General features: G+C 39.5%; 25 protein-coding genes, 1 other RNA gene, 1 pseudogene and 1 riboswitch. Of the genes and pseudogenes, 7 read left to right on the forward strand and 20 right to left on the reverse strand.

Annotated elements, in window-relative coordinates; translation table 11 throughout:
- Window positions 1-84: 84 nt before the first annotated feature.
- Together NSS78_RS10150 and NSS78_RS10155 are read right to left on the reverse strand one after the other, a co-directional pair.
- Window positions 85-591 (reverse strand): GrpB family protein, encoded by a 507-nt coding sequence (locus NSS78_RS10150; protein WP_106032571.1) that lies wholly within the window; start codon window positions 589-591, stop codon window positions 85-87.
- Between the two features lie 392 nt (window positions 592-983).
- Window positions 984-1,752: pseudogene (locus NSS78_RS10155) on the reverse strand (transposase); the annotation flags it as partial.
- Window positions 1,753-2,116: 364 nt separating this feature from the next.
- Here NSS78_RS10155 and NSS78_RS10160 point away from each other — a divergent pair.
- On the forward strand, window positions 2,117-2,971 hold the full coding sequence (locus NSS78_RS10160) for a polysaccharide deacetylase family protein (RefSeq protein ID WP_212045976.1): 855 nt from the start codon (window positions 2,117-2,119) through the stop codon (window positions 2,969-2,971).
- A gap of 50 nt (window positions 2,972-3,021) precedes the next feature.
- Here NSS78_RS10160 and pbuX read toward each other — a convergent pair whose 3' ends face one another.
- The 14 genes from pbuX to NSS78_RS10230 form a co-directional block, all read right to left on the reverse strand.
- The gene (gene pbuX / locus NSS78_RS10165) at window positions 3,022-4,341 is read right to left on the reverse strand and encodes a xanthine permease PbuX (RefSeq protein ID WP_003215893.1); all 1,320 of its coding nucleotides are present in this window, start codon (window positions 4,339-4,341) and stop codon (window positions 3,022-3,024) included.
- Window positions 4,338-4,922 (reverse strand): xanthine phosphoribosyltransferase, encoded by a 585-nt coding sequence (xpt, locus tag NSS78_RS10170; protein ID WP_003215672.1) that lies wholly within the window; start codon window positions 4,920-4,922, stop codon window positions 4,338-4,340. The genes pbuX and xpt overlap by 4 nt, the downstream gene beginning before the upstream one ends.
- A 118-nt stretch (window positions 4,923-5,040) precedes the next feature.
- Window positions 5,041-5,140, reverse strand: a riboswitch (purine riboswitch).
- A 136-nt stretch (window positions 5,141-5,276) separates the two neighbouring features.
- On the reverse strand, window positions 5,277-6,782 hold the full coding sequence (locus NSS78_RS10175; RefSeq protein WP_212045975.1) for a carboxypeptidase M32: 1,506 nt from the start codon (window positions 6,780-6,782) through the stop codon (window positions 5,277-5,279).
- A gap of 128 nt (window positions 6,783-6,910) precedes the next feature.
- Entirely contained in the window at window positions 6,911-8,848 is a 1,938-nt protein-coding gene (locus tag NSS78_RS10180; RefSeq protein ID WP_212045974.1) for an ATP-dependent DNA helicase, read from the reverse strand.
- 75 nt (window positions 8,849-8,923) lie between these two features.
- Window positions 8,924-9,121, reverse strand: coding sequence for a hypothetical protein (locus tag NSS78_RS10185; protein WP_050943878.1), 198 nt, complete (start codon window positions 9,119-9,121; stop codon window positions 8,924-8,926).
- Window positions 9,122-9,227: 106 nt separating this feature from the next.
- A complete protein-coding gene (locus NSS78_RS10190; RefSeq protein WP_212045973.1) occupies window positions 9,228-10,382 on the reverse strand; it encodes a class I SAM-dependent RNA methyltransferase in 1,155 nt (384 codons plus the stop codon).
- A 110-nt stretch (window positions 10,383-10,492) separates the two neighbouring features.
- Window positions 10,493-10,876: RNase P RNA component class B (rnpB, locus tag NSS78_RS10195), an RNA gene on the reverse strand.
- A 61-nt stretch (window positions 10,877-10,937) separates the two neighbouring features.
- The gene (gene gpsB, locus NSS78_RS10200) at window positions 10,938-11,243 is read right to left on the reverse strand and encodes a cell division regulator GpsB (RefSeq protein WP_003215578.1); all 306 of its coding nucleotides are present in this window, start codon (window positions 11,241-11,243) and stop codon (window positions 10,938-10,940) included.
- A gap of 75 nt (window positions 11,244-11,318) precedes the next feature.
- On the reverse strand, window positions 11,319-11,861 hold the full coding sequence (locus NSS78_RS10205; RefSeq protein WP_221450818.1) for a DUF1273 domain-containing protein: 543 nt from the start codon (window positions 11,859-11,861) through the stop codon (window positions 11,319-11,321).
- A gap of 49 nt (window positions 11,862-11,910) precedes the next feature.
- Window positions 11,911-12,147 carry a spore coat protein CotD gene (gene cotD, locus NSS78_RS10210; protein WP_080984739.1) on the reverse strand — a complete coding sequence of 79 codons (237 nt, stop codon included), beginning with the start codon at window positions 12,145-12,147 and terminating at the stop codon, window positions 11,911-11,913.
- 953 nt (window positions 12,148-13,100) lie between these two features.
- The gene (locus NSS78_RS10215; protein ID WP_050943875.1) at window positions 13,101-13,292 is read right to left on the reverse strand and encodes a hypothetical protein; all 192 of its coding nucleotides are present in this window, start codon (window positions 13,290-13,292) and stop codon (window positions 13,101-13,103) included.
- 72 nt (window positions 13,293-13,364) lie between these two features.
- A complete protein-coding gene (locus NSS78_RS10220; RefSeq protein ID WP_309217182.1) occupies window positions 13,365-14,789 on the reverse strand; it encodes an NAD-dependent succinate-semialdehyde dehydrogenase in 1,425 nt (474 codons plus the stop codon).
- Window positions 14,790-14,926: 137 nt separating this feature from the next.
- The gene (locus tag NSS78_RS10225) at window positions 14,927-16,105 is read right to left on the reverse strand and encodes an iron-containing alcohol dehydrogenase (protein ID WP_050943874.1); all 1,179 of its coding nucleotides are present in this window, start codon (window positions 16,103-16,105) and stop codon (window positions 14,927-14,929) included.
- Window positions 16,106-16,189: 84 nt separating this feature from the next.
- On the reverse strand, window positions 16,190-17,521 hold the full coding sequence (locus NSS78_RS10230; RefSeq protein ID WP_050943873.1) for an MFS transporter: 1,332 nt from the start codon (window positions 17,519-17,521) through the stop codon (window positions 16,190-16,192).
- A 287-nt stretch (window positions 17,522-17,808) separates the two neighbouring features.
- Here NSS78_RS10230 and NSS78_RS10235 point away from each other — a divergent pair, with 287 nt between their 5' ends.
- From NSS78_RS10235 to NSS78_RS10250, 4 genes are all read left to right on the forward strand, one after another.
- A complete protein-coding gene (locus NSS78_RS10235) occupies window positions 17,809-18,516 on the forward strand; it encodes a FadR/GntR family transcriptional regulator (protein ID WP_050943872.1) in 708 nt (235 codons plus the stop codon).
- A gap of 23 nt (window positions 18,517-18,539) precedes the next feature.
- Entirely contained in the window at window positions 18,540-19,949 is a 1,410-nt protein-coding gene (locus NSS78_RS10240; RefSeq protein ID WP_034319021.1) for an FAD-linked oxidase C-terminal domain-containing protein, read from the forward strand.
- 1 nt (window position 19,950) lies between these two features.
- Window positions 19,951-21,255, forward strand: coding sequence for a (Fe-S)-binding protein (locus tag NSS78_RS10245; protein ID WP_050943870.1), 1,305 nt, complete (start codon window positions 19,951-19,953; stop codon window positions 21,253-21,255).
- A gap of 606 nt (window positions 21,256-21,861) precedes the next feature.
- Window positions 21,862-22,980, forward strand: coding sequence for an NADH-dependent flavin oxidoreductase (locus NSS78_RS10250; RefSeq protein ID WP_212045972.1), 1,119 nt, complete (start codon window positions 21,862-21,864; stop codon window positions 22,978-22,980).
- A gap of 52 nt (window positions 22,981-23,032) precedes the next feature.
- Here the strand turns inward: NSS78_RS10250 and NSS78_RS10255 are convergent, their stop codons facing one another.
- A complete protein-coding gene (locus NSS78_RS10255; RefSeq protein WP_003216086.1) occupies window positions 23,033-23,539 on the reverse strand; it encodes a PTS glucose transporter subunit IIA in 507 nt (168 codons plus the stop codon).
- A gap of 167 nt (window positions 23,540-23,706) precedes the next feature.
- On the opposite strand from NSS78_RS10255, the gene NSS78_RS10260 reads away from it, so the two are divergent.
- Window positions 23,707-24,126 (forward strand): Hsp20/alpha crystallin family protein, encoded by a 420-nt coding sequence (locus NSS78_RS10260; RefSeq protein ID WP_003215994.1) that lies wholly within the window; start codon window positions 23,707-23,709, stop codon window positions 24,124-24,126.
- Between the two features lie 20 nt (window positions 24,127-24,146).
- Here the strand turns inward: NSS78_RS10260 and NSS78_RS10265 are convergent, their stop codons facing one another.
- The 3 genes from NSS78_RS10265 to NSS78_RS10275 all read right to left on the reverse strand — a co-directional run bounded on the left by NSS78_RS10265 (window position 24,147) and on the right by NSS78_RS10275 (window position 25,371).
- Complete coding sequence (locus NSS78_RS10265; protein WP_212045971.1) at window positions 24,147-24,599, reverse strand: YppG family protein; 453 nt, start codon at window positions 24,597-24,599, stop codon at window positions 24,147-24,149.
- A gap of 106 nt (window positions 24,600-24,705) precedes the next feature.
- Complete coding sequence (locus tag NSS78_RS10270) at window positions 24,706-25,077, reverse strand: YppE family protein (RefSeq protein WP_137055055.1); 372 nt, start codon at window positions 25,075-25,077, stop codon at window positions 24,706-24,708.
- 57 nt (window positions 25,078-25,134) lie between these two features.
- The gene (locus NSS78_RS10275) at window positions 25,135-25,371 is read right to left on the reverse strand and encodes a DUF5446 family protein (RefSeq protein ID WP_044141135.1); all 237 of its coding nucleotides are present in this window, start codon (window positions 25,369-25,371) and stop codon (window positions 25,135-25,137) included.
- Window positions 25,372-25,564: 193 nt separating this feature from the next.
- Here NSS78_RS10275 and sspM point away from each other — a divergent pair, with 193 nt between their 5' ends.
- Window positions 25,565-25,669, forward strand: coding sequence for an acid-soluble spore protein SspM (gene sspM, locus NSS78_RS10280; protein ID WP_050943866.1), 105 nt, complete (start codon window positions 25,565-25,567; stop codon window positions 25,667-25,669).
- Window positions 25,670-25,677 lie beyond the last annotated feature (8 nt).

Below are 25,677 nucleotides of genomic sequence, written 5' to 3' on the forward strand. Positions count from 1 at the left end.
CAAGAATAATATTGATTCAGTAAAAAATAAAAGGACTCTCTTTGAATTTCCTCTCTTATCAACACCTAAAGCGCAAAACTTCACCTAAATCTTTTCAAGGATTGACTTAATAAAATCAGTTTTTTCATCTGCGTATTTGTGTTTGTCATTTTCATGTAAACTTGATAATTTAAGTTTAAGCTGTTGGTATTCACTTCTAGCTTGCTCGTTATTGCTCAAGTAATCTCTGAAATTTAACTGTTCAAGTAAATACTTATTGTCTCTTTGGTACATATGGATTTGATGTGTTCTTGGTTCTCCTTTATTAAAGTAGTGTCTTTCAGGTAATACATTTGTTCCTTTATATGAGTAACCGAGTCCTTCCAAAGCTACTACACATTTTTCTCCATCAAAAAAATGATCTATTTCAATTGCAATATCAATAATTGGCTTAGCGCTTAAACCTTTTACTGCTGTACTTCCAATATGGTGTACATTGACTGTGTATTGACCAATATCACCTATTATCTTTCGCTTTTCTCTTTCAAATTCTTTTGTCCACTCAATAGACCAAGGGACTAAAAAGACTTCCCCTCTTGGTAATCCCAGCATTTGCTTATCCCACCTTTTTAATTTTAACGTCCATTTGGAAAATTTTAATAAACCAAGTTTATCATAGGTCTCATATGTAGAGAGCAGACAGATTTCAATAATCATCCTATTCGTTTAGATCTATTTCTTGGTTGATGTCATTCAATACGATTCTTAACAATTCACTCTCATCTTATTTTATATCTAAAGAACAAAAATTCTCTTCAACCGATTATTAATAGAGTTATTTAACATAGCTTTATGCAAAAAAACACCTCTCAAATGAGAGGTGTTAGACCGTAGACAAACCCCACCTTTACTTCAAGTAAAAGTGGGGTTTTCACTTATTTCGATAAAATCTATCTGATGTCTTACGCTGGACATGGTTCTTTCCATGTCCAGTTTGCTAATTTTTAAAGATTCATGGCAGCGAAAGTAAGCATCGCTTGCATTGAAACTTTTTTTAGTACACGAAGTTTCGCCCAACGCATACCATGCTTTTCTTTTGAATCTGCAAAGACGCGTTCTATTATTTCTCTCCGCTTTGCTTAGATGTTCTTATTCATTTCAGTGAGTCTTAGGTAGTTTGGTTCATTTAGTCTTGCCAAATATGCCGATGAATTTGTTTGGTATGATTTTGACTTTGTGTACAGTTATCTTGAAAAGAACAAGTTTTACATACCTCTGAATCGGACACATATTGCTTATATCCTTCTCTAGCCGTTGTACGGTAAGAGAGAATTTGCCGGTTTAGGCACATGTAACAATCAAAATATGCGTCCATACACGCATTCATTCTTTTTTTAAATAACCAGCTTCTGTTCTCGGACGAGTGTAAGGCTTGACAGGTCTTATCTCTTGATCCATTAAAAACTTAGCGATATATGGTGTTTTATATACAGCATCTACCGTGTCTACATTTCGTTTTCCGATTTTCTCTGTCACCTGTTATACGAGTGAATTTAACATACGAGTATCATGAACATTGCCACCTGTGACCAGTGATCCAAAAATAAATCCTGTTGAATCACAAGCTGTATGAAAGGAATAAGCACATGACTTTTCACATTCACCTTTTACATAGTAGCCAATCTCTGATTCAGTTGTACTGACTTTGATTTCTTTTGTTTCTTCTTTATTTTGTAGGGGTAAGAGCTTTTCTCTATGTATTTCGCGATTGATCGCCTCTATCTCCAATATCCACATGAGCATCCTTTTTTTCAATGAAATCGTCATTATACAACACTTTCATACGGAATCTCCCTTTCGCTTCGCATTAATGGTTAAATCTGATGCTATCTTAGCGTATAAATATCAACGTTTCGATCATTATTCAGAATGATTTCATTTAAACATGAATGGATCACCTTTTTTTCTGATCAATACAAAGCAATAACCATGAAATGCTAATTTATTTGATTATTATATATAAAAAGGTGTTTTTTTCCTGTATACTTAATCAATATGAACACCATGAAAAACAGTGAAAAAAGATAGAATCTACTACATGATTCGGCACAAAATTTAATTGACTGGAGTGATTGTAATGAAAAAGGTGTCCAAAAAACAGACACCCTACAACACGATACTTCTCTCGAAGATAATTGGTTTAGTGCTTCTTACACTGTTTCTCTTTTTTATCTGGGATATGTCTAAACCCCATTTGCAGGCGACAAATGGGCAAGCAAAAATTGTTGCCAGCAGTGACTTCCGAGACACAAGCATCAGTCTGAAAGCAAAAGATCATTCTACAAGAACATTGGATACACATGTTAAGACCAATCCAAACCAACAGACAACGAATAAAACGGTCTTTTTAACATTTGATGATGGTCCTACTGCTACATCAAATCAGCTGTTAAATGTATTAAAAGCACATCACGTGAAGGCGACATTCTTCATGCTTGGACCGCAAATCCAAGCACACCAAGCAGCTGTGAAAAGACTTTATCAAGAAGGACATCAATTAGGGCTTCATGGCATGACGCATGATATAAACCGCTTTTATCAGAACAGTGAGTCTCCCGCAAATGAAATGAGAGAAGCTCAGCGCATTCTTGCTTCTGTTACAGGCGTTTACACCCGTCTTGTGAGAACACCCTATGGCAGTGTTCCAAATTTAACATATCATCAAAAAGTACGTTTAAACCAAAATGGCTTTATTTACTGGGATTGGACGATTGATAGTCTTGACTGGAGATATAAAAACTCACAATATGTTCCAGAGGTATTGAATCAACTGCAATTGTTTGAGAAAACTAAACCATGGGAACCAAAAGTTATTTTAATGCATGATCAACCCTCTACCACAAACTATTTAGATAGCCTGATTACACAGCTAAAAGCAAGGGGCTATACATTTGCAGTCATTAACGAAACAATGCAGCCGGTACAACATTAATAGCGCTAATCACAACAAGCCCGTATCCAATAGATGCGGGCTTTCAGTGTTTACACAACAGATTTCTTAGGCTCTTCCATCAGGTCCTGCCCGGTTTCTTTTTTAAAAGGAATCATGTGATAAATAATATGAAGCAAAATAGCGGTAAAGCTACCGGCCACGATGCCATTACTTGTTAATAATTTGATTGATTCTGGCAGATGCTCAAACATTTGCGGCACGACGGTGACACCTAAGCCAATCCCCACTGAGCAAGCAACAATCAGTAGGTTTTCCTGTTTGGCAAAATCCACACGCGAGAGCATTTTAATACCGTAGGCAATGACCATCCCAAACATGGCAACCATTGCGCCGCCAAGAACTGACTTTGGAATAATCGTCGTAAATGCAGCAATTTTAGGAAAAAGTCCAAATAACATGAGCAATGCGCCTGTCACAACGATGACTTGATTTTTCTTGACCCCTGTCAACTGGATCAACCCAACGTTTTGCGAGTAGGCTGTGTAAGGAAAAGCATTAAAGATACCACCTAATAACACAGCAATCCCTTCTGCGCGATAGCCTTTCGCTAAGTCCTTCTCTTTTAATGAGCGGTTTGTTAAATCACCTAATGCGAAATAAACACCTGTTGATTCGACTAGTGACACAATGGCAACTAACGTCATCGTCATAATGGGTGCAAATTCAAAGGTAGGCATGCCAAAATAAAATGGTTCAATCATACGGAAAACTTGTGCGTTCGCCACCTCAGCTGTTTCCACTTTCCCCATAAATGCAGCAACGGCTGTCCCAAGGAGAATACCGATTAAAATGGCGATCGCCTTCATAAAGCCTTTTGTGAATCGATAGAGAAGCACAATGATAAACAGCACAAGGAAGGCGAGGCCTAGATTTTCAAAAGAACCATAATCAGCACTTCCTTCTCCCCCTGCCATATTGTTCATCGCTACTGGAATAAGGGTAATGCCAATAATGGTGACGACAGACCCTGTCACGACAGGCGGGAAAAATTTCACAAGCTTCCCAAAGAAAAAGGAAAGCAGAATGATGATACACCCCGAAGCGATAATACTTCCATAGATAGACGAAATCCCGTATTTAGAGCCAATCGCAATCATAGGAGAAACCGCAGTAAATGTACAGCCTAATACAACAGGCAAACCGATACCAAAGAAACGGTTTTTCCAAACTTGAAGGAGCGTGGCAGCCCCGCACATGAAAATATCTGCTGAGATTAAGTAAGTCAGTTGTGCAGGTGTGAGGCCGAGTGCATCTCCCACAATGAGCGGCACAAGAACGGCCCCTGCATACATCGCCAGCACATGCTGAATCCCTAGCGAGAGCGTTTTGGCTTTTTTAGCTGCACTCATGATTGTACCTCTCGTACAAACGTGACTTTCCCTTCCTCAAGTGATTCAATCCGTGCAAGGGATTCGACGCGGTAGCCCATTTGAACAAGTGCATCTCTTCCCGGCTGGAATGACTTTTCAATGACAATCCCAAATCCGGCTACTTTTGCCTTCGCCTGCTTTGCGATTGCGGCAAGTCCTTTAGCGGCTTCACCGTTCGCCAAAAAGTCATCAATGATTAATACACAATCCTTTTCACCGAGATGCGTATTTGAGACAGCGATCGTGCTTTCTACTTTTTTTGTAAAAGAATACACACTCGCTGTTAATAGGTTTTCTGTTAGTGTTAATGATTGACGTTTTCGAGCAAAAACAACGGGTACTTGAAGAGCTAGTCCTGCCATCACAGCAGGTGCAATGCCCGAAGATTCGATTGTGATAATTTTTGTAATGCCATCATGCTTGAATAATCTAGCAAACTCTTGCCCGATCTCATGCATTAACACAGGATCAATTTGATGATTTAAAAAGGCATCTACCTTTAACACTTGATTTGACAGAACGATTCCTTCGTTCTCAATTTTTTGACGTAACAATTCCATCATTCTTCCTCCCAGCATATTGGCAAACATTTTCATTTTTTTGCATAAAAAAAGCATTGCTGTCCATGAGGAGCAAGCAATGCGAAAACGATCCACGGATCTTCAGCTCAAACAAGAGCTGTTTCATTTGCTCACTCATAGTCGGACGGTATCGGTGTCCGGTAGAAACTTGCGTGCCATCATCACGCGATTATATGAGTGTTATAGTGTTCAAATTATAACAAGATTTCAGACGCTTGGAAAGCACTTTTCTAGAAAAATACCGAACTTAAATAATAGATCAGGTCAAAACGTTCGTTTTTAGAATATTCAAGCATCAAAAAAGCACCCTTCTAAGCAAAGGGTGCCTTTTATTTAAGATAAATACAGTTTCGTATATTTATCCGTTAAATAATCGATTAAATATTGTACATTTAATTCCTCACCAGTCGCATCTTGAATGATTTCAGAAGGCTTTTTGCGTTTTCCATGCTGGTGAACATGTGTTGTGAGCCATTCTTTTATCGGTGCAAAAGACCCATTTTGAATCAGCTCATCAAAATTCGGTAAATCTTTGATCATTTGGTGCTTTAGTTGCGCCGCATACATATAACCAAGGGCATATGAAGGGAAATATCCAAAGCTTCCATCAGACCAGTGAACATCCTGCAAGATGCCGAGTGCATCATTAGGAGGCGTAATGCCAAGATATGCTTTATATTTTTCATTCCACAGTGCAGGCAGGTCTTCGACTGCCACTTCTTCATTAAATATCGCTTTTTCAATTTCATAGCGGATGATAATGTGAAGCGGATATGTAAGCTCATCTGCTTCAATTCGAATATAAGTTGGCTTCGATTCATTCACTGCATGCACAAAGTCTTCTAAAGGGACATCTTTAAACTGCTCAGGAGACGCTTCTTGAAGCTTTTGATAATACGTTTTCCAGAAGTCTTCATGTCTGCCAATAAAGTTCTCAAAGAAAAGAGACTGTGATTCATGGATCCCCATTGATGTGCCATCACATAATAACGTTCCGCTCAGCGCCTCATCAATGTTTTGTTCATAGATGGCATGACCACACTCATGAATCGTGCCAAAGATCGCCATCCGAAAATCATGCTCATCATAACGGGTCGTCACACGAACGTCCCCTCTGCTCAATGTCACAGCAAACGGATGAACTGTTGTATCCAGACGTCCTGCGTCAAAGTCATACCCTAATTCTTTTAAGAAGAAAAGACTCAGTTCCTTTTGTTTGTCGATCGGAAAGCTTTTCGATAAAAATGAAGTATCCGGTTTATGAGGAGAGGCTTCGATTTTTTTCACGAGAGGAACAATGGCATCACGAAGTGCACCAAACTTTTGATCTAGCTGTTCAACCGTCATATCTGGTTCATAATTATTGAGCAGCACATCATATGGCGTTTGTTTCACGCCCCAATATTGAATAAAACGCTTGTTAAAATCAATGAGCTGTTTTAAGTATGGTGCAAAGAGTGAAAAGTCTGATTTCTCCCTTGCTTCTACCCAAACATGCTCTGCTTTTGATTGTAAAATCGAGTATTCTTTAAATTCTTCTTTCGGAATTTTGCTGTTTTCATCATACTCTTTTTGTGATAATTCGAGCGCCTTTTGTGTATCTTTTGACAGCTCATCTCGGTGTTTATTTAATGCGTGGAGAAGATCTCTCATTTCATCAGAAGTCTTCATATTAAAAATATCACTTGATAATTGACCGATCGTTTCAGCTCTGAAATCGGCGCTTTTTTTAGGCGCCTGTGTTCTAGAGTCCCAATAAAGTAAATGGAGCGCCTCCGTATAGTGGGCGATTTTTCCTAGTAATTGATAAAACGCTTTCTCTTTTGCTTCAAGACTCATACGTTTGTTCCCCCAATCGATAAAATATGTATGTACGTTTCAAGGCTACTTCAAGGAATGTTCTTTTGTCAATCAAAAAGGAGGATACGCAGATGGTATCCTCCTCTCTTTTCTCGTTCATATGTTATTTAGGATGTGATGATTGGATTTACTGGCAGAACGGATTCAATTTTACTTTGAAGCTCTTTATCTTCCTTACGGTCAAAGTAAATATGAATGGTTCCTGCATCTTGGCTTGTCCGAATCAGTCTCCCAATTCCTTGTCGTAAGCGCAGCAGCATATACGGAAGATCGACTTCAGCACGAGCGTCCTTTGCTTCATTCCGTTTCGCCTCAAATACCGGATCACGAGGCGGGTAAGGAAGTCCCCAGATGATCACATTTGTTAATGATTGACCTGGAATATCTAATCCTTCCCAAAGGTGAACAGAGCATAACACAGACGTCTCATCTGCTTGGAACTTTTGAACAATTGTACTGATTTCCTCGTCTCCCTCAAAGTACACGTCGAAAGGCAGTGATTCATTCGATGCCTCAAGCTGCTTTCTAAAGAAATGAAGTTCATCAAATGAAGGGAACAAAATGAGAGACCGTCCTCCATTATCTTTCAGCTGAGTGATCACTTGCTGTCCTTTTACTTCTTGCTCTTGAAGCTGCTGAATCCCGTGGAAATAAATCTTCATTTGTTCATCGTAATCATACGGCGAAGCGACACTCATTGATAAGTAATCTTTAATCCCAAGACTTTCAGCTAAATAATCAAAGGATTGATTTTCAGACAATGTAGCAGAAGAGAAAATGTATGGTCTTTTTTGCGAGAATACCTTTTCACCAAGCACCTCTGCGACAGTCTTTGGCATCACAACAAATGTCGTATCTAATTCCTGCTTTTCAAGCCAGCTAATCGCATTTTTTTGATAAAGCGACAGAGAATACGCCATTTGTTCAATGTACTCTTCCACAACAGACAATTCGTATTGATCGATTGTATACATCTCTGATTCAAATACGAGTGCTTCTCCGATTTTTTCAAGTAAATCACACAATTCACTTGCTGAACGCTTCACCTCATCCACACGTCCAATTTCAAGTCGATGTGAGCCCTTGATTTCTTTGGCATGTGTTTTTAAGAGATAAAAGAACTCATCGTTTGTAGCAAGTGCATCTTCAACGAGCTCGGCAAACTCTTCGCGTATATCGTTTTGTAGCAGGCGCTCTAAAAAGGTTTCGAGCATTGATTGCTTCACGCGGTATGTCAGTGCTTTTTGTGCAGCAAATTCAAGAAGGTGGCCTTCATCAAATACAACGGAGCTATGTTCTGGAAGCAGCGGAAGCTGACCCTCACGTTTGCGTGATTCCTTCGTCCACACATGCTCCATATAAAAATCATGAGAACAGATGATGAGGTCTGTTGCTTTCCGGTAATGATCTCTTGATAAATTCAGACCACAGCGATGACGCATATCGCACGTCAAGCAGTCCTGAAACGAGTCATAGCCAATGCGTGACCATTCATCATTGGATAGCTCTGGGTACTCTTTTCGATCACCATACGGATAAAAGTTTTGCATGCCATGTGATTCATGAACAAATGAAGGAAGCGATTCATAAATATCGAGCCACTTCTCATCATCTTCACGCTGCATGGTTTTCTCTAATTTCTTTAAGCATAAATATTGATCATGCGATTTACTTAATCTCGCATCTATTTGAATATCAAGGTGATTGGCAATTTTATAGATATCGCCCTCTTGTTTCACTAGCTGTTCAATTAACGTTTCGTCTGCACATGCAATAATCGCAGGTTTCCCTGTATACCTTGCATATGTGACCGCAAATAATAGATAAACGATGGTTTTGCCTGTGCCTACCCCAGCTTCGGCAAACATCACACTTTTTTCTTTAAAGGCTCTTTCTAGTTGAAAAGCCATGAATATTTGTTCATCTCGAAGATCAAAGCCCTTTTCTGGCAAAATGTCATAGAACACATCACCAATCCAGTTGCCCAGTTCTTCGTAAAAATTATGTTCTTTTGATAATGAAAAAGGCAAACGAGATGCTGTCACCTGCTTCAACCCCCAACTTTTGAATCATTCAGACATTCTATAGTAACATTTATGCTGGGGAATGACAATCTTTTTTTATGACCGCAAACGATGTTGATAGGTTTCCTTCATTAAAAATGCGTGCTCAGAACGCTCTATGTAAGCCTGAGCAAGCGCTAAATCTTCGATGGCTGCAGTCAGCTGAGCAGATTGTCCACCTTCTTGCCCTTCAATTTGTTGAGCAGTCGAAGCGAGTGCTTTTTGGATTAACTGAAATTGATCATATTGTATCATGGAGACACCTCTTTTTTTAAAATCAAGTTCAGTTTATTCCGTCCCGTGAAGGTTTATACCTTTCTGGGATAAAAAAAGCCACACCTTCTGTAGGTGTGACATTTTTTTATGATTCAGTTGTCTGTTTTCTAGGCGGGCGTTTTCCCCAATATTGGTAATAGTCTGTTTTAATAAAACCATTAAACAGTTTTCTCTTTTTCGTTGCTTTTCTACCAAAGCACTCTTCGAACTTTTCATGTGACGTTAAGATGTAAATGGACCATGTGTCTAGGCTTTTAAATGCTTCGCCCATTCCTTGATACATTTTTTCAACCGCTGGTTTATCACTGAGTCGTTCTCCGTAAGGCGGATTTCCGACAATCACACCGTAATCTTCTTTTGTTTGAAAGTCTTTCACTTGCATTTGTTTAAACTCAATCAATTCACTTAGTCCCGCTTCTTCTGCATTCATTCTTGCAATGTCTATCATCCGGTGGTCGATATCACTTGCAATAATGTGGAGCGGCTGATCATAGTTTGCTTTTTCTTCCACTTCGTGACGCGCTTTGTTCCATACATCTTCACCAATCCATTCCCATGACTCAGACGCAAATTCCCGGTTAAATCCTGGGGCAATGTTTTGCCCAATCATGGCCGCTTCAATGGCGATTGTTCCTGATCCGCAGAAAGGATCAACAAACGGACGGTCAGGTGTCCAGTTCGTTAATAGCACGAGTGCAGCCGCAAGGGTTTCTTTAATAGGTGCTCCGCCTTGATCCATGCGGTACCCCCGTTTATGAAGACCTACACCAGATGTATCAAGCGTGAGCACAGCTTTATCTTTTAAAAGGGCAACCTCAATTTTATACTCAGGTCCTGTTTCTTCAAGCCATTCAGACTGTATGTTGTAAGAGGATATGAGCTTTTGCGCAATTGCCTTTTTGACGATACGCTGGCAATCCGGCACACTGGCAAGCTGTGATTTCACAGATTTACCGATGACTGGGAACGTGCTGTTTTTCGGTAAAAAAGAGGCCCAGTCAATCGCCTTTGTGCGTTCAAACAGCTCATCGAAGGTTTTTGCCGAAAATTCAGCAACTTGTACCTTTATGCGGTCTGCTGTACGCAGCCAAAGGTTCGCACGGCAAATCGCAAGAGCGTCTCCTTCGAAAATCACTTTTCCGTTGTCTACTGTGCAGTCATAGCCAAGGTCTCTTACTTCTTTTGCAACAATCGCTTCAATTCCCATTGGAGCCGTTGCGATAAGTGTATAGGTTTTCATTGATTTATCACCTGTTTTCTCGTCCTTTTATGTATTCCAAGATAAAAGCTCTCCATATGTTGAAATAGGAGAGCTTTGTTTTCATCATGTTTATCATAACGGATATAACGTTCTGTAAGCCATGTTTTGTTCCATTGTACTGCAAACGGCAAATGCCTCGTACTCAGGTGGTAATCATCTATCTACAGAATTCTCTGTCCTTCTCTCCGTTTGGTTCCTTTGAGAAAGTTCCCCTACCAAGTTTGGGTTTCTCGCTCGAGGGGTTTACCGCGTTCCACTCTCACCATTTCTAGTGAGACTTCGTCACTGTGGCACTTTCAAGGATACTTTGCCATATCCTAAAAGGACGTAGGCATTTTTCCTGCCGTCAGCCTTTCCCAGGCTGCCCTGGCTTATTTTTTCGCCAGGCACGAACACTACGGGCATCTCAGCACCGTGCGAGCATGGACTTTCCTCTGCAATGTCTAAAAGCATTGCAGCGATTACCCGAACGTTAATCAACAAGCGTTATTATAAACGACAATGACATCAGGCACAAGCTTTTTTCAGTAAGGCTCAATCATAAAGTTTGCTGCCGAAAACATGTTTCTCAAGGTTAGATAGTCTTTTTAAAATATCAGAGTTTGTTGTATTAGACTGTGCAGGCTGTCTTTTCCCTTGCTCAACGGCTTCCTCAAGCTGTTTAGACAAATGGAGGTTTTCTTGTTGAAGCTTTTCGATTTCTTGGTTGAAGGACTCATAGTCTTTAATGACCATATCTAAAAATTTATCGACTTCTTCTTGTTTGTATCCTCTGACACCTGTTTTAAATTCTTTTTCTAAAATTTCTTTTGCAGAAAGCTTTACTTTATCAGCAAGCATCTTTTTCACCTCATATCGTGAATTCATAGTATATTTTTTCAGAAATACGTGACGTTGTCAAATTTTCTCTTGCTTTTAGTCAAAAAACGGATCTTCCGCCTCAACTTGCGCTCTCAAATCATCCATTGTGATGTACATAATGGGGTAATCGGTATAGTTTTCCGCTTCTTTGATCATGTACTTTGGCGAGCCATCATGCTCCGGATCATAAAGAACGAGGAGTCCATCTGTTTTTTCAATAAAAAAACGGTTCTTTTGTTTAAATTGTGCCGGACTTTCATATGGTCTATGCGTGACACTTTCTACAAAATCAGCCTGTGCAAGAATTCCTTCATACAACTCTTTGTTTTGTTCATTCCAGCGCTCTTCCTGTTCATAAAATGGCGTAATGACGGCAAGTTTTAACGCTGGATACTCCTCTTGAAGCTCAAATACCACTTCAGCTGTCCAGATTTCTGCCCCAAGCTGGCCTGATATGAGAACCCATTCCAGGCCTTCTTCAATCAGAGCTGTCAGCCTTTTTTGAAGCTCCGCTTTTATGTATTGAAGTGCAGGCTCGTCTTGTTTGAATATCCCAAGCTCAAATGGCTTGTACCCTGTGACAGCAATAATTTTCATTTTTTCACCTGCTTTTAAAAAAAGGGACTTATAAAAGTCCCATTCCACTTTATCTGTTACAGCAAGGTCCACCGCAGTTAAAGTGTTGATGTGTTGCTGGGTCCACCTGAGAAAACGTATGCGGGAAGTAGTGAACATGTTTGAAATTTTGATGGTGTACATTTGTCACATGTTGCGGATGGATATGCGGCACAATTGTTGTTGAATCACTGTGTGTACAGCAATGATTCGTCGGATGAACAATTGGCTGTGTAACATTCGGTTGGCAATGATGATGATGGTACATGTAGCATTCCCCTCTCCTTAATTTTCTTACATTAACAATGTATGAATTAAGAGGTGTACATGTACTAATGCATTAACCTATTTTAAAAGTTTGCAAGGAAAACATCCTTATAGTTTGAAAACACAAATGCGACCAAAATGACAACAAGAAAAAACAAGTAGAAAAGACCTTTATACATGCTCTACGCTCCTCATTCAATATCTAACGTTATTTTACAGGATTCATGACTTTTCTACAATAAAAGTGCTAAACAATTTTTATTTTCGGCCGAGAGCCGAACGTTGTCATGTTTTGCGCTTTCCCGGGCAATAATTTCATTGTCCAGCTTTCCGAAGTAGACGAGTTATTCTTTTTTCGAGCTCAGCATATTTCGAGAGCTCAATACTTTTTTTAACTGGTATGTTCAAAATCAACCGTTCTGAGCTCTTTTAAATGCCTTGTTGCGCTTTCTTGATCCCGATGAGGCAGAGATCATGTAGCACAACTCAAAGAGGTTCTCCGTCAGCTATGACACGAAGCTCGTATTGTTGCTGTTGTACGCTGTACTGCCTCTATTATATGGCGAGAGTTTCATTGGACGAGCCGATATTATCGGGGAGAGAAAAACTGGAACACTCGTTGTTAAAAACATCTGGTCCGAGAACGGTATGAAGCAAATAAACAATTGCAACCAGCTGAACAGTTGTTTCCAAAAGTTTGAACAGGTGAGACAATTTTGGCAGAGTCTACGAACTGATATTCCATGTATGTGTATAAGGATAATTAAGTTGCGCCCCTTATCCTAAATTTCAAAGCTACACTTATCGTGTAATTTCCTCTTCTGTTTGCCTACTCGTTCTTTTTGCCATGTTCACAATAAAAAACCGTATTTAAGATCATTATGATCTTAAATACGGTTACAATCAAAGAACTTTATTATCCGAAAACAGGAGAACTCTTTCGGATATCATCCATTAAAGAGTTTGACTTCTTTCCTCTAATTTATTAGAGGTTACTGCCAACTGATCCGTACTCTTTGTAACTGTTTGTAGCGCATTACTCGATTGATCTGCTGAAACCACCGTCTGCTTCACACGCGCAGCAGCCTGCTCAGTTCCTATTGCAATTTCCTCATTTATTTTGCTAACATTTTCACTATCATTCATAAGAATTTCTCAGAAGTATCTTGAATATTGATCGTTACAATGTTTTTTTATTATTCGTCATTACACCATTTTTTATTTAATACCCATGGAAATATATTTTTCTTCTAAGTATTCGTCCAGCCCTTGATGTCCGCCTTCACGCCCCATTCCACTCTCTTTAATTCCTCCAAATGGAGCTTGAGCAACTGCAGGAACTGCATCGTTCATACCAATAATCCCGAATTCTAGAGCTTCAGAAACTCTGACGGATCGACTAAAATTTTCTGTATAGAAATACGCAGCTAAACCATATTCTGTCGAATTTGCATATCGAACGACTTCTTCTTCTGTCTCGAATGGAATAATTGGAGCAACTGGCCCAAATGTTTCCTCACTCGTAATAAGCATGTTTGAATTTACTTCACCCAAAATGGTAGGTTCATAAAACAACCCCTCAGACAATTCACCTTTAAGGCGTTGTCCGCCATAAAGAAGGCGAGCTCCTTTAGAAACAGCATCATTTACATGCTCTTCCACTTTCTCTAAACTTTCGGGACTTACCAAGGGTCCAACTTGTACACTTGGATCAATACTATTCCCAACTTTAAGAGCTTTCACTTTTTCTACAAAAAGTTCTGAAAACTTATCTATAACAGAGCTTTGGACATAGATTCGATTTGCACATACGCACGTTTGCCCTGTATTTCTAAATTTACTTTCAACCGCACCTGTAACAGCAGCTTCTAAATCAGCATCTTCAAAAACAATAAATGGTGCATGTCCACCAAGTTCCAATGACAACCGCTTCAATTGTGCAGCAGACTTGGTCACTAATAATTTCCCAACCTCAGTAGATCCTGTAAATGAAATCTTTCTAACTGTTGGGTTTTCAAAAATTTCATCAGAAATTGGGCCTGAAGCACCTGTTACGATGTTTACAACTCCTTTTGGCACTCCTGCCATTTCTACCAATTTTCCAAACGCAATCGCACTAATAGGAGATTGTCCAGCTGGTTTCACAACAGATGTACACCCAGCTGCCATCGCAGGACCTACTTTTCTAGTCATCATGGCTAAAGGGAAATTCCATGGAGTAATTGCTGCAACGACACCAATTGGCTGGCGGATAACCATTAACCTTTTGTTAACAGCAGAAGCAGGAATCGTTTCTCCATAAATCCTTCTTCCTTCTTCAGCAAACCATTGTAAATAACTAGCTGCAAAAGCTACTTCTCCTTTTGCCTCCGTAAAAGGTTTTCCCATTTCCAAACTGATGATTTCTGCTAATTGATCTTGATATTCATGCATAAGATCATACAACTTCAGTAAATAGTGAGCACGTTCGTTTGCCGTTAATTTGGACCAGGATTTAAAAGCATGATCTGCAGCTTCAATCGCCAGCTTTGTCTCTTGATGCCCCCCTTTTGGAGCTTGAGCAATAATTTGACCAGTTGATGGGTTTGTTATTGAAAATGTTTTTCCATCTAATGCAGCTGTCCATTCACCATTGACATACATTTTTAATTTCTCTAATTCAACTAAAGAATTGACTTTTAACAAAAAAATTCCCCCTTAAATAAATTATCTTCAAGCACTGCTATAAAATCTAAATTTCAGGCGTCTAGTTTGTCATTACACTTGCAATCTTTTGTAGATTACATCTCATCTAACGCACCATAATATGCTTTTTCAATAATCAAGTGAATATCTTCAGCCTTTGTCAGTCTAGGGTTTCTTAATACATTACCACTTCTCATCGAATCGGTTACTAATTTTGGTAAATAATCAAGTGAAACACCCAAATCTTTTATATTAAGAGGGATATTCATCGACTGATTCATTTGGATAACAATTTCAATTGCTTTTTCTGCTGCCAATCGAGTAGATAATCCGCTAACATCTACTCCTAAAGCAATTGCGATATCTTTATACTGTTCTGCACACGCTGGTAAATTATATTTCATTACGAACGGCAATAATGCAGCATTTGCAATACCATGAGGAATATTAAAAACTCCACCAAACGTATGAGATATGGCATGGACATTTCCCAAAAGTGATTGAGAAAATGCCACCCCTGCTATCATTGAACCAACAAGCATTTTCTCCCTGCTTTCTATATCTGTTCCAACAAAATAAGTCTTAGTTAAATTTTCACCAATCATTTTTATAGCCTGTATAGCAAATCCTTGACTAACAGGACTAGCAGATTTAGATGTATATGATTCTATCGCGTGTGTTAGCGCATCCATCCCTGTTGCTGCTGTAATCCCTTGTGGGAGATGCAATGTAAGAGCAGGGTCTAATATAGCTAAAATTGGAAATAACTTCGGACTAATCACTGCCAATTTAAATAATGTATCTTTATTCGTAACAACGGTCGAGGCTGTTACTTCGCTTCCTGTTCCTGCTGTAGTGGGAATGGCTATGATAGGTAGAGGCGGTATGGTGATTTTTCCTACCCCTTCATAATCAAAGATATGACCAGGGTTAGTAGCCATTGCGGCTATCCCCTTCGCTGTATCGATGCTACTACCACCACCGACAGCTAATACAGCCTCGCTTTTATGCTGTTTAAGACAGTTTGTTCCTTTATGAATCGTATCATCTGATGGATTTGGCTCTATCTCATCATATATTTCATATTCCAAATGAACAGCCTGAAGTGACTTCTCAATCCCTTCTAAAAGATTAGCTGAACGTATACCTTTATCTGTAACGATCAGTACTCTCTTAATCCCTAATTCACTAATCATTTCTCCCGTTTTATTTGAAATTCCGTTGCCACATTCTACTCGCGTGGGCATAAAATATGTGTATGGCATTAAAGACATTGTTAACAACTCCCCATAAGTAATCATTTTGAGTTTAGTAAAACTCATTCTTCAAATCTATTGAACTTGAATCAAACGAAAAGATTATTGATTTGTTGAGATATGTGAATTATCTTGTGAAACTTTTAATTGGCTTTTTCGCATTGCAAACAACAGAGCGCTAGCTACTAGCAAAGATCCACTTAAGAAGAACAATGCAACACTTACATTTCCTGTGGCATCTTGAATCATCCCAATACCATAAGGTCCAACGAATCCACTTAAATTTCCAATTGAATTAATAACAGCAATTCCTACAGCAGCAGCTGAAGTACTTAAAAATTGAGTTGCCAAAGACCAAAAAGGCCCATAGAAACTGTACATGCCTGATACAGCTATAACCATAAATGCAATTGAAAGAAACGGATTTGAGGTCATTCCAGATGCAAACAGTCCTAATGAGCCCACAATCAACGGAATAGCCGCATGAATACGTCTCTCTCCAGAACGGTCAGAACGACGAGACCAGATATTCATTACAATAGCTCCTGCGATATAAGGAATCATTGTAAGTAATCCAATTTGCACATTAGTTAGGACTTCCGAAAGAGATTTAATAATTTGAGGTAGCCAAAAGCCTACACCATATATACCAATGTTAAACATAAAGTAAATTATTGCTAGATACCATACTCGTGGATTAGTTAAGGTTTGTTTGTGTCCAACTAGTTTTTTGTCAGCATCTACCTTTGCTTTTTCTACTCTTTCTTTCTCCAATTCAGCTATTAACCATTGTTTCTCCTCGCTCGAAAGCCATTTTGCTTGGTCTGGTCTATTCGTTAAATAAAATAACGTCACAATCCCTAAAATAACAGCTGGTACACCTTCAAGAACGAACATCCAACGCCATCCATCAAGCCCCATCCATTGGATGTTATCCATAATCCATGTAGAAAGTGGAGCCCCAATAATGTACGAAATAGCAATAGCTGTCATAAACATAGCAATTGTTTTTGCTCTCTCTTTTGCTCTAAACCAATAAGTTAAATACAAAATAACTCCCGGAAAGAATCCCGCTTCTAATGCACCGAGTACAAAACGTAAAATATACAAATGTGTAGCATTTTGAACGAATCCAGTTAAAACAACTACAATCCCCCAAGTTATAAGAATTCGTGCAATCCATTTTTTTGCTCCGAACTTCTCTAACATGATATTACTCGGCACTTCACACAAAAAATAACTTATAAAGAAGATACCAGAAGCAATTCCAAACATCTGACTCGTTAGTCCTAATGCTTGATTCATTTCTAAAGCAGCATAACCTAAATTTGCCCTATCAAGGAACGCAACAATATAGAGAATAATTAAAAATGGTACGAGTCGTCTAGTGACTTTTCGAGTTGTTTGCTTTTCTAATGAAACTGCATTGTTCATACCCATTCCTCCTAATGTATAAAAGCGTGTAAGTATTGAAATGATGAACTTCAATATATATAAAGTGGAGTAAGCCACGAACTTTAAAATATTCAGATTTGTAAGTGCTTTCATTTCAGTTCGAAAACATTGAAAGCAATGCTTAAATTGTCGCAATTTGAAAATTTGTATTACAACTATTGCAAAACCTAGTAAGTTTGTTTATCATTTTATACATAAATGAACGTTTTGTAAATTTAAAATTTAAAATTCATCATACAAATTAAAATTTTATGGAGGTTGGTATCGTGTCTCAAAAAGAAAAAGTTTCGCAGATAATTGCTCGTAAATTATTAACTATGATTGAAAATGGAGAGTTTCCTCCAGGTTCAAAGCTGCCAACCGAAATGGAACTAACTGAACAATTTGGAGTAAGCAGAGTTCCAATTCGAGAAGCGTTAAGCATGCTTCGTGCTGCAGGTGTCATTTATTCACGTCAAGGTGGGGGAAGTTACGTAGAAGATTCTGCCAATTCAACATTGCTTCAAAGAATTCATATCGAAACTGATGATATTGACAATATTAAATATCTCTTTGAAATGAGAAAAGTGCTAGAGCCTGAAGTTGCTTACTTAGCTGCCCTCCGTCGCACGCCAAAACAACTTGAAAACATGAAAAGAATATTAGACGAATGGGAGAAAAAATCAATCGAGAATACTACAACTGCTAGAAAGGAAGATATAGATTTTCATAACTCTATTACTTTAGCTACACAAAATCCTATTATGATTCAAACACAAAATAACCTAGCTTCCCTTTATGAAAAAACATTACAAATTACTCTTCGCCCAAATACAGAGTTAAAACTTAAAAGAGAAGCTGTATACAAAGAACATCGAGATATTTTGCTTGCAATCGAAGCAGAAGAGCCTGAGTTAGCCAAAGTTCTGTCTATGATTCATTTGAAAAATGCAGAAGAGAAAATAAGCTTGTTTATAAAAGATTACACTTTATAGCAAAACGAGAGGATGAGGATTAAATGAAAGTAGTGACCGATTATCATATAGAGAACATCGAAGCAATCATAAAAACGGGGAGAATACTCATAGATGAAAGTGATCGTTTTAGTTATTCATTCGATGGTTCTTTTGGAACCTATTTACCCGATATCGTCATTCAGACTAAAAGCGTAGACGAATTAGCCTCCCTTGTGAAGTTTGCTAATTGCGAAAAAATACCTATTTGCCCACGAGGTCAGGCAACGAGCCTAAGCGGAGGTCCTCTTCCTGTTAAAGGAGGAATTGTCATAGATTTATCTATTATGAACGATTTGCTTGAAATTCATGAAGAAGATCTTATTGCAATTGTTTCTCCAGGTGTATTGACATCAGACATTCATAAAGCTGCCGAACAAAAAGGACTCATGTATCCACCGGATCCAAGCAGTTCTCACGTTTCTACGATTGCTGGTAATTTAGCAGAAAACTCAGGTGGCCCAAGAGGACTGAAGTATGGCGTGACAAAAGATTATGTCATTGGTCTTGAAATCATTACCCCGGAAGGAGAAATCATCAAAACCGGCGGTAAAACAGTAAAGAATGTTACCGGTTACGATTTAACGAAACTCATTGTGGGTTCAGAAGGAACACTTGGTATTATAACAAAAGCAATATTGAGACTCATTCCTAAACCACAGGCCAGTGGGACCATTATGGCCATTTTTGATAACCTTGTTGATGCTGGAAGTGCCATTTCCAAAATTCTTTCTTCCGGTATTTTGCCATCTAAAATGGAGCTAATGGATCAGTCTTCTATTGTAGCAGTCGAGAATTTTGAACCTCTTGGTTTACCCACTGACGCAGCAGCACTTATATTAATTGAACTTGACGGCCACCCCCTCTCTCTGAAAGAAGAAATGGAACAAGCGGCTGTATTATGTCGTACTGTAGGGGCGAGAGAAGTAACAATTCCAAAGAATAAAGCCGAGGAAACAGAGCTTTGGAAAGCTCGTAAGCTTGTATCACCGGCCATCGCGCGGATTAAGCCAACTAAAATCTCTGAGGATGCTACCGTCCCTCGAAGTAAAATACCTGAAATGTGTGAAAGATTACTGAACATACGTGATAAATACGGTATTCACCTTGTTGTGTTTGGTCATGCTGGTGATGGTAATCTTCATCCGAATATTATTTGTGATAAAACAGATCAGGAAGAAATGATTCGTGTTGAACAAGCTGTAGCAGAAATTTTCACGGCTGCTGTTGAGCTTGGTGGGACACTTTCAGGTGAGCATGGGATTGGAACGATGAAAGCACCGTTTATGGAAATGGAACTCGGTGCAGTTGGACTTGATATGATGAAACGTATAAAAAAAGCATGGGACCCGAACAATATTATGAATCCTGGTAAGATATTCCCTGAGCCAGGACAAAAATTGGAGTTGAGATAACATGACGGTACCACTTAATGAATTAAGAGAAGAACTTCAGTATGACAAAACAAAAAATTGTGTTCAGTGTGGCTATTGTTTACCTGTATGCCCAACATATGTAACTTTCGGTACAGAAACTCACTCACCTCGTGGTCGGATTAATCTAGTAAAGATGGTTGGTGAAGGAAAGATTACAGATTTATCCGTTCTTGAAGAACCACTCAATTTGTGTTTGGGCTGCCGGGCGTGTGAGACAGCTTGTCCCACAGGTGTAGAATATGGTTCGATCCTAGAAGCGGCACGTGCAGCAATTGTAAAACGTAAAAAATTTTCCTTACCAGTACGTCTATTACGAAAAGTGATGCTGAAAAAAGTCATTCCGAACAAAAAGATGATGAATGTAGCTGGTCATTCTATCTGGCTATACAAAACAAGCGGATTACAAAAAGCTGCCCGGGCGTCTGGCATTATGAAAAATACCCCATATAACTTAGGCGAATTTGAGTCGATTATTCCTACTCCTACTTCCCCTATAGAGCGTAGTCGAGCATCAACCGAAGTGAAGGCAAAGCTAAAAGCAAAATATACTGTTGCATTTTTTACTGGCTGTATTATGGACTCTATGTTCCACACTATAAATCAACTATCTATAAAGTTACTTTCAGAAGTAGGCTGTGATGTTGTGGTGGTTCCGAAACAAACCTGTTGCGGAGCACTACAAGCTCATACTGGAGAAATGGACGAAGCACGTCACCTAGCAAAGCAAAATATTCTCGCATTTGAACAAATAAATGCCGATTTTATAGTTAATAATGCAGGAGGTTGCGGCGCCCAGCTTTATGAGTACGGACATTTACTTTCGAATGACGAAGAGTGGGCCGAAAAAGCTGCTGCTTTCTCTGCTAAATCAAGAGATATAAGCCAGGTACTTGTAGCTTGCGGTGGTTTGCCAGACTTACAGCCCCGTCATGGCGAAAGGGTGACCTATCAGCACTCCTGTCATATGACCAATGTTCAGAAAGTAAATCAAGAACCTTTGGAATTATTGAAAAGTATCCCTGGAATACAATTTATCGAAATGGAGCAAGCAAATATGTGCTGCGGATCAGCAGGCATTTATAATATCGTAAATTATGATGCTTCCATGCAGATTCTTGATGAAAAAATGAAGCATACGAAAGCTACAAACGCAACCGTTGTCATCACAACCAATCCAGGTTGCCTATTGCAGATGAAACTTGGTATAGAACGTGAAGGTCTCTCTCATTCTATGCGTGCCCTGCATCTAATTGAATATTTAGCGGAAGCCTCTGGGATCTCATGAGCTTCTCTCTCACTATTTGATCATGATCAATTCCAAAAACAAAAGAAGATTGAAATGATTTCATCCCAAGCCCCTTCTAAGTTCTTTCTTTTTTAAAGAATGAACCTCTCTCTATTTCTTACTGTATGAAACCCACTTTTTGTGGGTTTCATTTCAGAATAAAGCCATGACGAATCAACAAACATAGGAAAGTTCTCCCTGCATGCTATGGGCATCTTCATCTCCTAATTGATTTCCGATCATCCCACCCTGCCATGACACGCTCATTGGCTTCTTTTTGATGTATATAGAGCTCACTCACGTCCTTTTTTCTAACGCGACTTTTATCTTTCAGCGACCTGCTGCGAAATTATCGATGTCTTTGCGGTGTTCTCATTTATTTCATGCCAATGTACAACTTGTTCATCTGCTTTTAATTCATCAATAAGATCAGTCATTATTTTCCTTTCCATTACGTTCCACCTCTTAATTCTAGTGCACCGATTATTTGTTTGCATGACCAGACGACAATTTTTGAAATGTTTTTCTGAGCAAATTATTTGTTTGCATGTAACCATATCAATTACACTTCAGAAGAGAAAACATTTCAAGAAAGAAGGAAATCGTATGAAAAAAGATTTTGAGCCTTTATTTGAACCATTTACGTTTCCAGGAGGTGCGTCTATTAATGGCCGGTTAGTCGTTGCGCCAATGACACACTTCGGTTCTCACGAGGATGGCACTATTTCTAAAGAGGAAATTGATTTCATTACAGCTAGATCTAGTGATATGGGCATGGTGATCACAGCATGTGCGAACGTGACTCCAGATGGTAAGGCATTTGAAGGACAGCCTTCTATCGCAAGAGATGAAGATATACCCGGCCTGAAAAAACTAGCTTCTGCGATTCAGGCAAAGGGAACAAAAGCCATCATTCAAATTCATCACGGCGGCTCTCAGGCTCTCCCTCACTTAGTTCCAAATGGTGATGTGGTTGCGCCAAGTGACGTGTTTAAAGATGGAAAACAGATTGCACGCGCTTTAAAAGAAGAGGAAATTGTTCATATCATTGACTCTTTTAAAGAAGCGGCAAGACGAGCGGTCGAAGCAGGATTTGACGGCGTGGAAATCCACGGTGCAAACGGTTATCTATTACAGCAATTTTACTCTCCGCATAGCAACCAGCGGACAGATCAGTGGGGAGGAAATGAAGAAAAGCGTCTAGCTTTCCCTATCGCTGTTGTGGATGCAGTGAAAGAAGCAATTGAAAAGCATGCGAAAAAACCGTTAATCTTTGGATATCGATTATCCCCTGAAGAACCAGAAACGCCTGGTTTAACGATGACAGAGACGTTTACCTTAGTCGATGTTCTTAAAACTAAAAACCTTGATTATTTGCATATCTCTTTAATGGAGATTGACTCTAAAGCAAGACGCGGTGCAGATACGGATAAGACGCGTATGGAGCTGCTAAAAGATCGCTGCGGCGATAACCTTCCGCTCATCGGTGTAGGCAGCGTCATTACAGCCGAAGATGCACTAAGTGCCTATAACCAAGGAATTCCGCTTATCGCTGTCGCACGTGAGCTAATCGTCGACACAGATTGGGCAAAGAAGATTAAAGAAGGCAGAGAAAGCGAGATTGAAACTGTTATTAAACGCAGCCAAAAAGATCAATATTTGATCCCAGAAGGATTGTGGTCTGTTATGGAAGCAAGTCAAGGCTGGGTTCCGATGGAAGATTAATGTCATCAAAAAAACTACCCTCATGCGATTGGGTAGTTTTTTTGTGTCCTGATTATTTTAATTTAACGGTAAAAAGCTTAGATGTCTGTTTTTCAACAGATCCCTTTGGCTCTTTATCGAGATGCTCGATCAAGTCACCATTCATAATGACAATCGGTGTCACTGTACTTGCCGCTTTCTCTTCAATCAGTTCTAAATCACACGTAATGAGAGGGTCACCGATCTTCACTTTATCGCCCTCTTTGATGTGCGCTTCAAATCCTTCACCATTTAATCCCACTGTTTCAAGTCCGATATGAATCAGAAGCTCAAGCCCTGAGAGTGTTCGAATGCCAATTGCATGTTTTGTATGGAAGAGCTGGATGATTTCACCCTCTACTGGTGACACAATCGTGCCACTATTTGGTTTGACTGCTACGCCGTCTCCCATCATCTTTTGAGAAAAAACAGGGTCTGGTACATCCGTCATATCCATTAACTCTCCATCAGCTGGAGAATAAATGATTTCTTCTTTTACATCATCTTGGTTTTTCCCGAAACCGAATAATTTTTTCAGCAATGTCAATTGCTCCCTTCAAGCTTTGCTTCTATATCTATTCCGTGTATGAAACGCTGCGATCCTACACCTTGCTTCATTCAACACTATTTAATCATAATTTTTTCCTCTCATCAATTGATAACCGCCTGAGTCCTTTCTGCATAGGCTGTAGATGAGAGGTGATTCAAATGGAACATGAAGGCGAAAAGAAACATGAATTGCTGGCAAATGAAGATATTCTCTATGAAGCGATTGAACAATTTTTCGCATCCTCCCCGTTTCATGAGATATTAAATAGTGCGGAGGCACTCATGACCACATCGCATTCACTTGCATCGATTACGACCGATGTGACAGAGGATGAGCAGTTTGTGTATATCGCAATCCAATTTCCCGACCATTTTGTCGAAGGCGATATCGCACTAGAAGTAAAAGCCCAATATTTACACTTATCCGTACAGGAAACAATTAAAACGGATACAACTTCCTCGTATTCGAGCTTTACAAAAACCATTTTAATGCCGGCAAAAATAGATGAAACGAACATGAAAAGCGTGTGGAAAGATCAAACGCTTCGTGTGACGGCACCAAAGCAAAGAGCCCAATAGATCCTTCTATTGGGTTTTAACTATGCTTTAAAAATGCTCGTAAATCCTTTCGCTAATGAGCCTACTTGATTCATCGTACTCATCATTTGCCCAGCTGTATCAAACATTTTGTTAAAGTCGAATTGTCCATTCGTTTTTTTGAATTGCGATAGCACACTTTTAAATTGAGATGATTGCTGTTTTTGCGGTCTTGGCAAAGGATAAGGGTTCATAGGCTGCTGCATGGGCATCATGCCTGGTGGCTGCATCTGGGGTTGATTGATCGCTTCGGGCGGCTGAAAAGGCGGCACATTTTCTTGATATCCATAAGGCGGCGGATGGACAGCAGGTGATGCCTGGCTCATTCCACCTTGATGTGGCGGCATAAAATATTCTGGAGGCTGCGGAGGCTGCTGCTGCATTTCTGGATACGGAAATGGCCCTTGATTGAATGGATTGAATTCATACGGCTGCTGGTTTGAATAAGGGATCATATATCTCGCTCCTCTCGCTCTCAGCGCATAGTCTTGTCACTCACATATTATGACGAAAAGCAGAAGATGTGCCTAAAGCAGCCATAAGAAAAACGCAGCGATGTCTTCAGCTGCGCTTGTTGATTTCTTCTATTAAAAGGTTCAGTGTGTAAATCACTGACTCAACTAAATTTTTCACACGGGGTGCATGCTGTTTGCCAAAATAAGATTGCAGGACAACCTCTTTCCCATTTTCTTTGACGGCTTCAAGCTGTTCTTCGTGTAAATATCTAGGCTTCGCTAGATGAATAAACGAGATCGCAGCAGTGAGCCACTCTTCCATTTTCTGATCAAATGACTCAACGGCCGGCTGAATTTCTGTGTGAAAATCATATACGGGGTATTCCTCTTCAGCCTTTCCCTTTTGGTACTGCTCATACGCCTCTTCGATCCATATTCTCAGCTCTTGTGTATGTTCAAGTAATGTTTGATTATCCAAAGTGTTCACCTCTATGAACCATCCTATCAAACGTTTACTTATTGCTCAAATAGAAAGCTACCCTGCGTGGTATGCCGGTCTTGCCGCCAGTTGATACTCAGCTGCGTGAATCTTCACTTCACAGTCCTTTACTTCTGATTCAAGCCGGTCTATCATTTGTTCTTGCTCCTCTATGGCTGCACGTGTTGTTTCGTTCACAGCAAGAGACAGCTCTTCTTCCACCGCATCAATTTTTCGCTCGATTTCCTCTAATAACTGCAAAATGGATTCTTTTGATACAAATTCGCTCATCATCAGATTCCTCCTTTATCGTCTCTCGTTACATTCTCTTTTCTTTCACACCCTCCTTCACACATGACAAAACTAGAAGCAAATCGCCAATCTAAGTGTAGATGAGCGCTATTTCTTCCTTTTCGACATATGCTTGTCCTTCTTTGTATGATTGCGTCCGATTGTGTAAATTCTAAGGACAAAGGAGGTAGATTTCATGAAAAAGCAGTCAGCACCAAAAGAGCAAAAGCCAAAAGGGAAAGAAAACAGTACAGATCAGCTTGATAAAAAACTCGGCGGTCCTAATCGACCATCCACGTAAAAAAAGCA

The sequence above is a fragment of the Bacillus sp. FSL W8-0920 genome (genome assembly GCF_038593215.1).
GTDB classification, from domain to species: domain Bacteria; phylum Bacillota; class Bacilli; order Bacillales; family Bacillaceae; genus Bacillus; species Bacillus pumilus.

What these genes read in the sequence shown, in the direction of transcription:
- NSS78_RS10150 (WP_106032571.1), bottom strand. Translation starts at nt 591, where the DNA reads ATGCTGGGATTACCAAGAGGGGAAGTCTTTTTAGTCCCTTGGTCTATT.
- NSS78_RS10160 (WP_212045976.1), top strand. Translation starts at nt 2,117, where the DNA reads ATGAAAAAGGTGTCCAAAAAACAGACACCCTACAACACGATACTTCTC.
- pbuX (WP_003215893.1), bottom strand. Translation starts at nt 4,341, where the DNA reads ATGAGTGCAGCTAAAAAAGCCAAAACGCTCTCGCTAGGGATTCAGCAT.
- xpt (WP_003215672.1), bottom strand. Translation starts at nt 4,922, where the DNA reads ATGGAATTGTTACGTCAAAAAATTGAGAACGAAGGAATCGTTCTGTCA.
- NSS78_RS10175 (WP_212045975.1), bottom strand. Translation starts at nt 6,782, where the DNA reads ATGAGTCTTGAAGCAAAAGAGAAAGCGTTTTATCAATTACTAGGAAAA.
- NSS78_RS10185 (WP_050943878.1), bottom strand. Translation starts at nt 9,121, where the DNA reads ATGATACAATATGATCAATTTCAGTTAATCCAAAAAGCACTCGCTTCG.
- NSS78_RS10190 (WP_212045973.1), bottom strand. Translation starts at nt 10,382, where the DNA reads ATGAAAACCTATACACTTATCGCAACGGCTCCAATGGGAATTGAAGCG.
- gpsB (WP_003215578.1), bottom strand. Translation starts at nt 11,243, where the DNA reads ATGCTTGCTGATAAAGTAAAGCTTTCTGCAAAAGAAATTTTAGAAAAA.
- NSS78_RS10205 (WP_221450818.1), bottom strand. Translation starts at nt 11,861, where the DNA reads ATGAAAATTATTGCTGTCACAGGGTACAAGCCATTTGAGCTTGGGATA.
- cotD (WP_080984739.1), bottom strand. Translation starts at nt 12,147, where the DNA reads ATGTACCATCATCATCATTGCCAACCGAATGTTACACAGCCAATTGTT.
- NSS78_RS10215 (WP_050943875.1), bottom strand. Translation starts at nt 13,292, where the DNA reads ATGAATGATAGTGAAAATGTTAGCAAAATAAATGAGGAAATTGCAATA.
- NSS78_RS10220 (WP_309217182.1), bottom strand. Translation starts at nt 14,789, where the DNA reads ATGTATGTCAATGGTGAATGGACAGCTGCATTAGATGGAAAAACATTT.
- NSS78_RS10225 (WP_050943874.1), bottom strand. Translation starts at nt 16,105, where the DNA reads ATGTCTTTAATGCCATACACATATTTTATGCCCACGCGAGTAGAATGT.
- NSS78_RS10230 (WP_050943873.1), bottom strand. Translation starts at nt 17,521, where the DNA reads ATGAACAATGCAGTTTCATTAGAAAAGCAAACAACTCGAAAAGTCACT.
- NSS78_RS10240 (WP_034319021.1), top strand. Translation starts at nt 18,540, where the DNA reads ATGAAAGTAGTGACCGATTATCATATAGAGAACATCGAAGCAATCATA.
- NSS78_RS10245 (WP_050943870.1), top strand. Translation starts at nt 19,951, where the DNA reads ATGACGGTACCACTTAATGAATTAAGAGAAGAACTTCAGTATGACAAA.
- NSS78_RS10250 (WP_212045972.1), top strand. Translation starts at nt 21,862, where the DNA reads ATGAAAAAAGATTTTGAGCCTTTATTTGAACCATTTACGTTTCCAGGA.
- NSS78_RS10260 (WP_003215994.1), top strand. Translation starts at nt 23,707, where the DNA reads ATGGAACATGAAGGCGAAAAGAAACATGAATTGCTGGCAAATGAAGAT.
- NSS78_RS10265 (WP_212045971.1), bottom strand. Translation starts at nt 24,599, where the DNA reads ATGATCCCTTATTCAAACCAGCAGCCGTATGAATTCAATCCATTCAAT.
- NSS78_RS10275 (WP_044141135.1), bottom strand. Translation starts at nt 25,371, where the DNA reads ATGATGAGCGAATTTGTATCAAAAGAATCCATTTTGCAGTTATTAGAG.
- sspM (WP_050943866.1), top strand. Translation starts at nt 25,565, where the DNA reads ATGAAAAAGCAGTCAGCACCAAAAGAGCAAAAGCCAAAAGGGAAAGAA.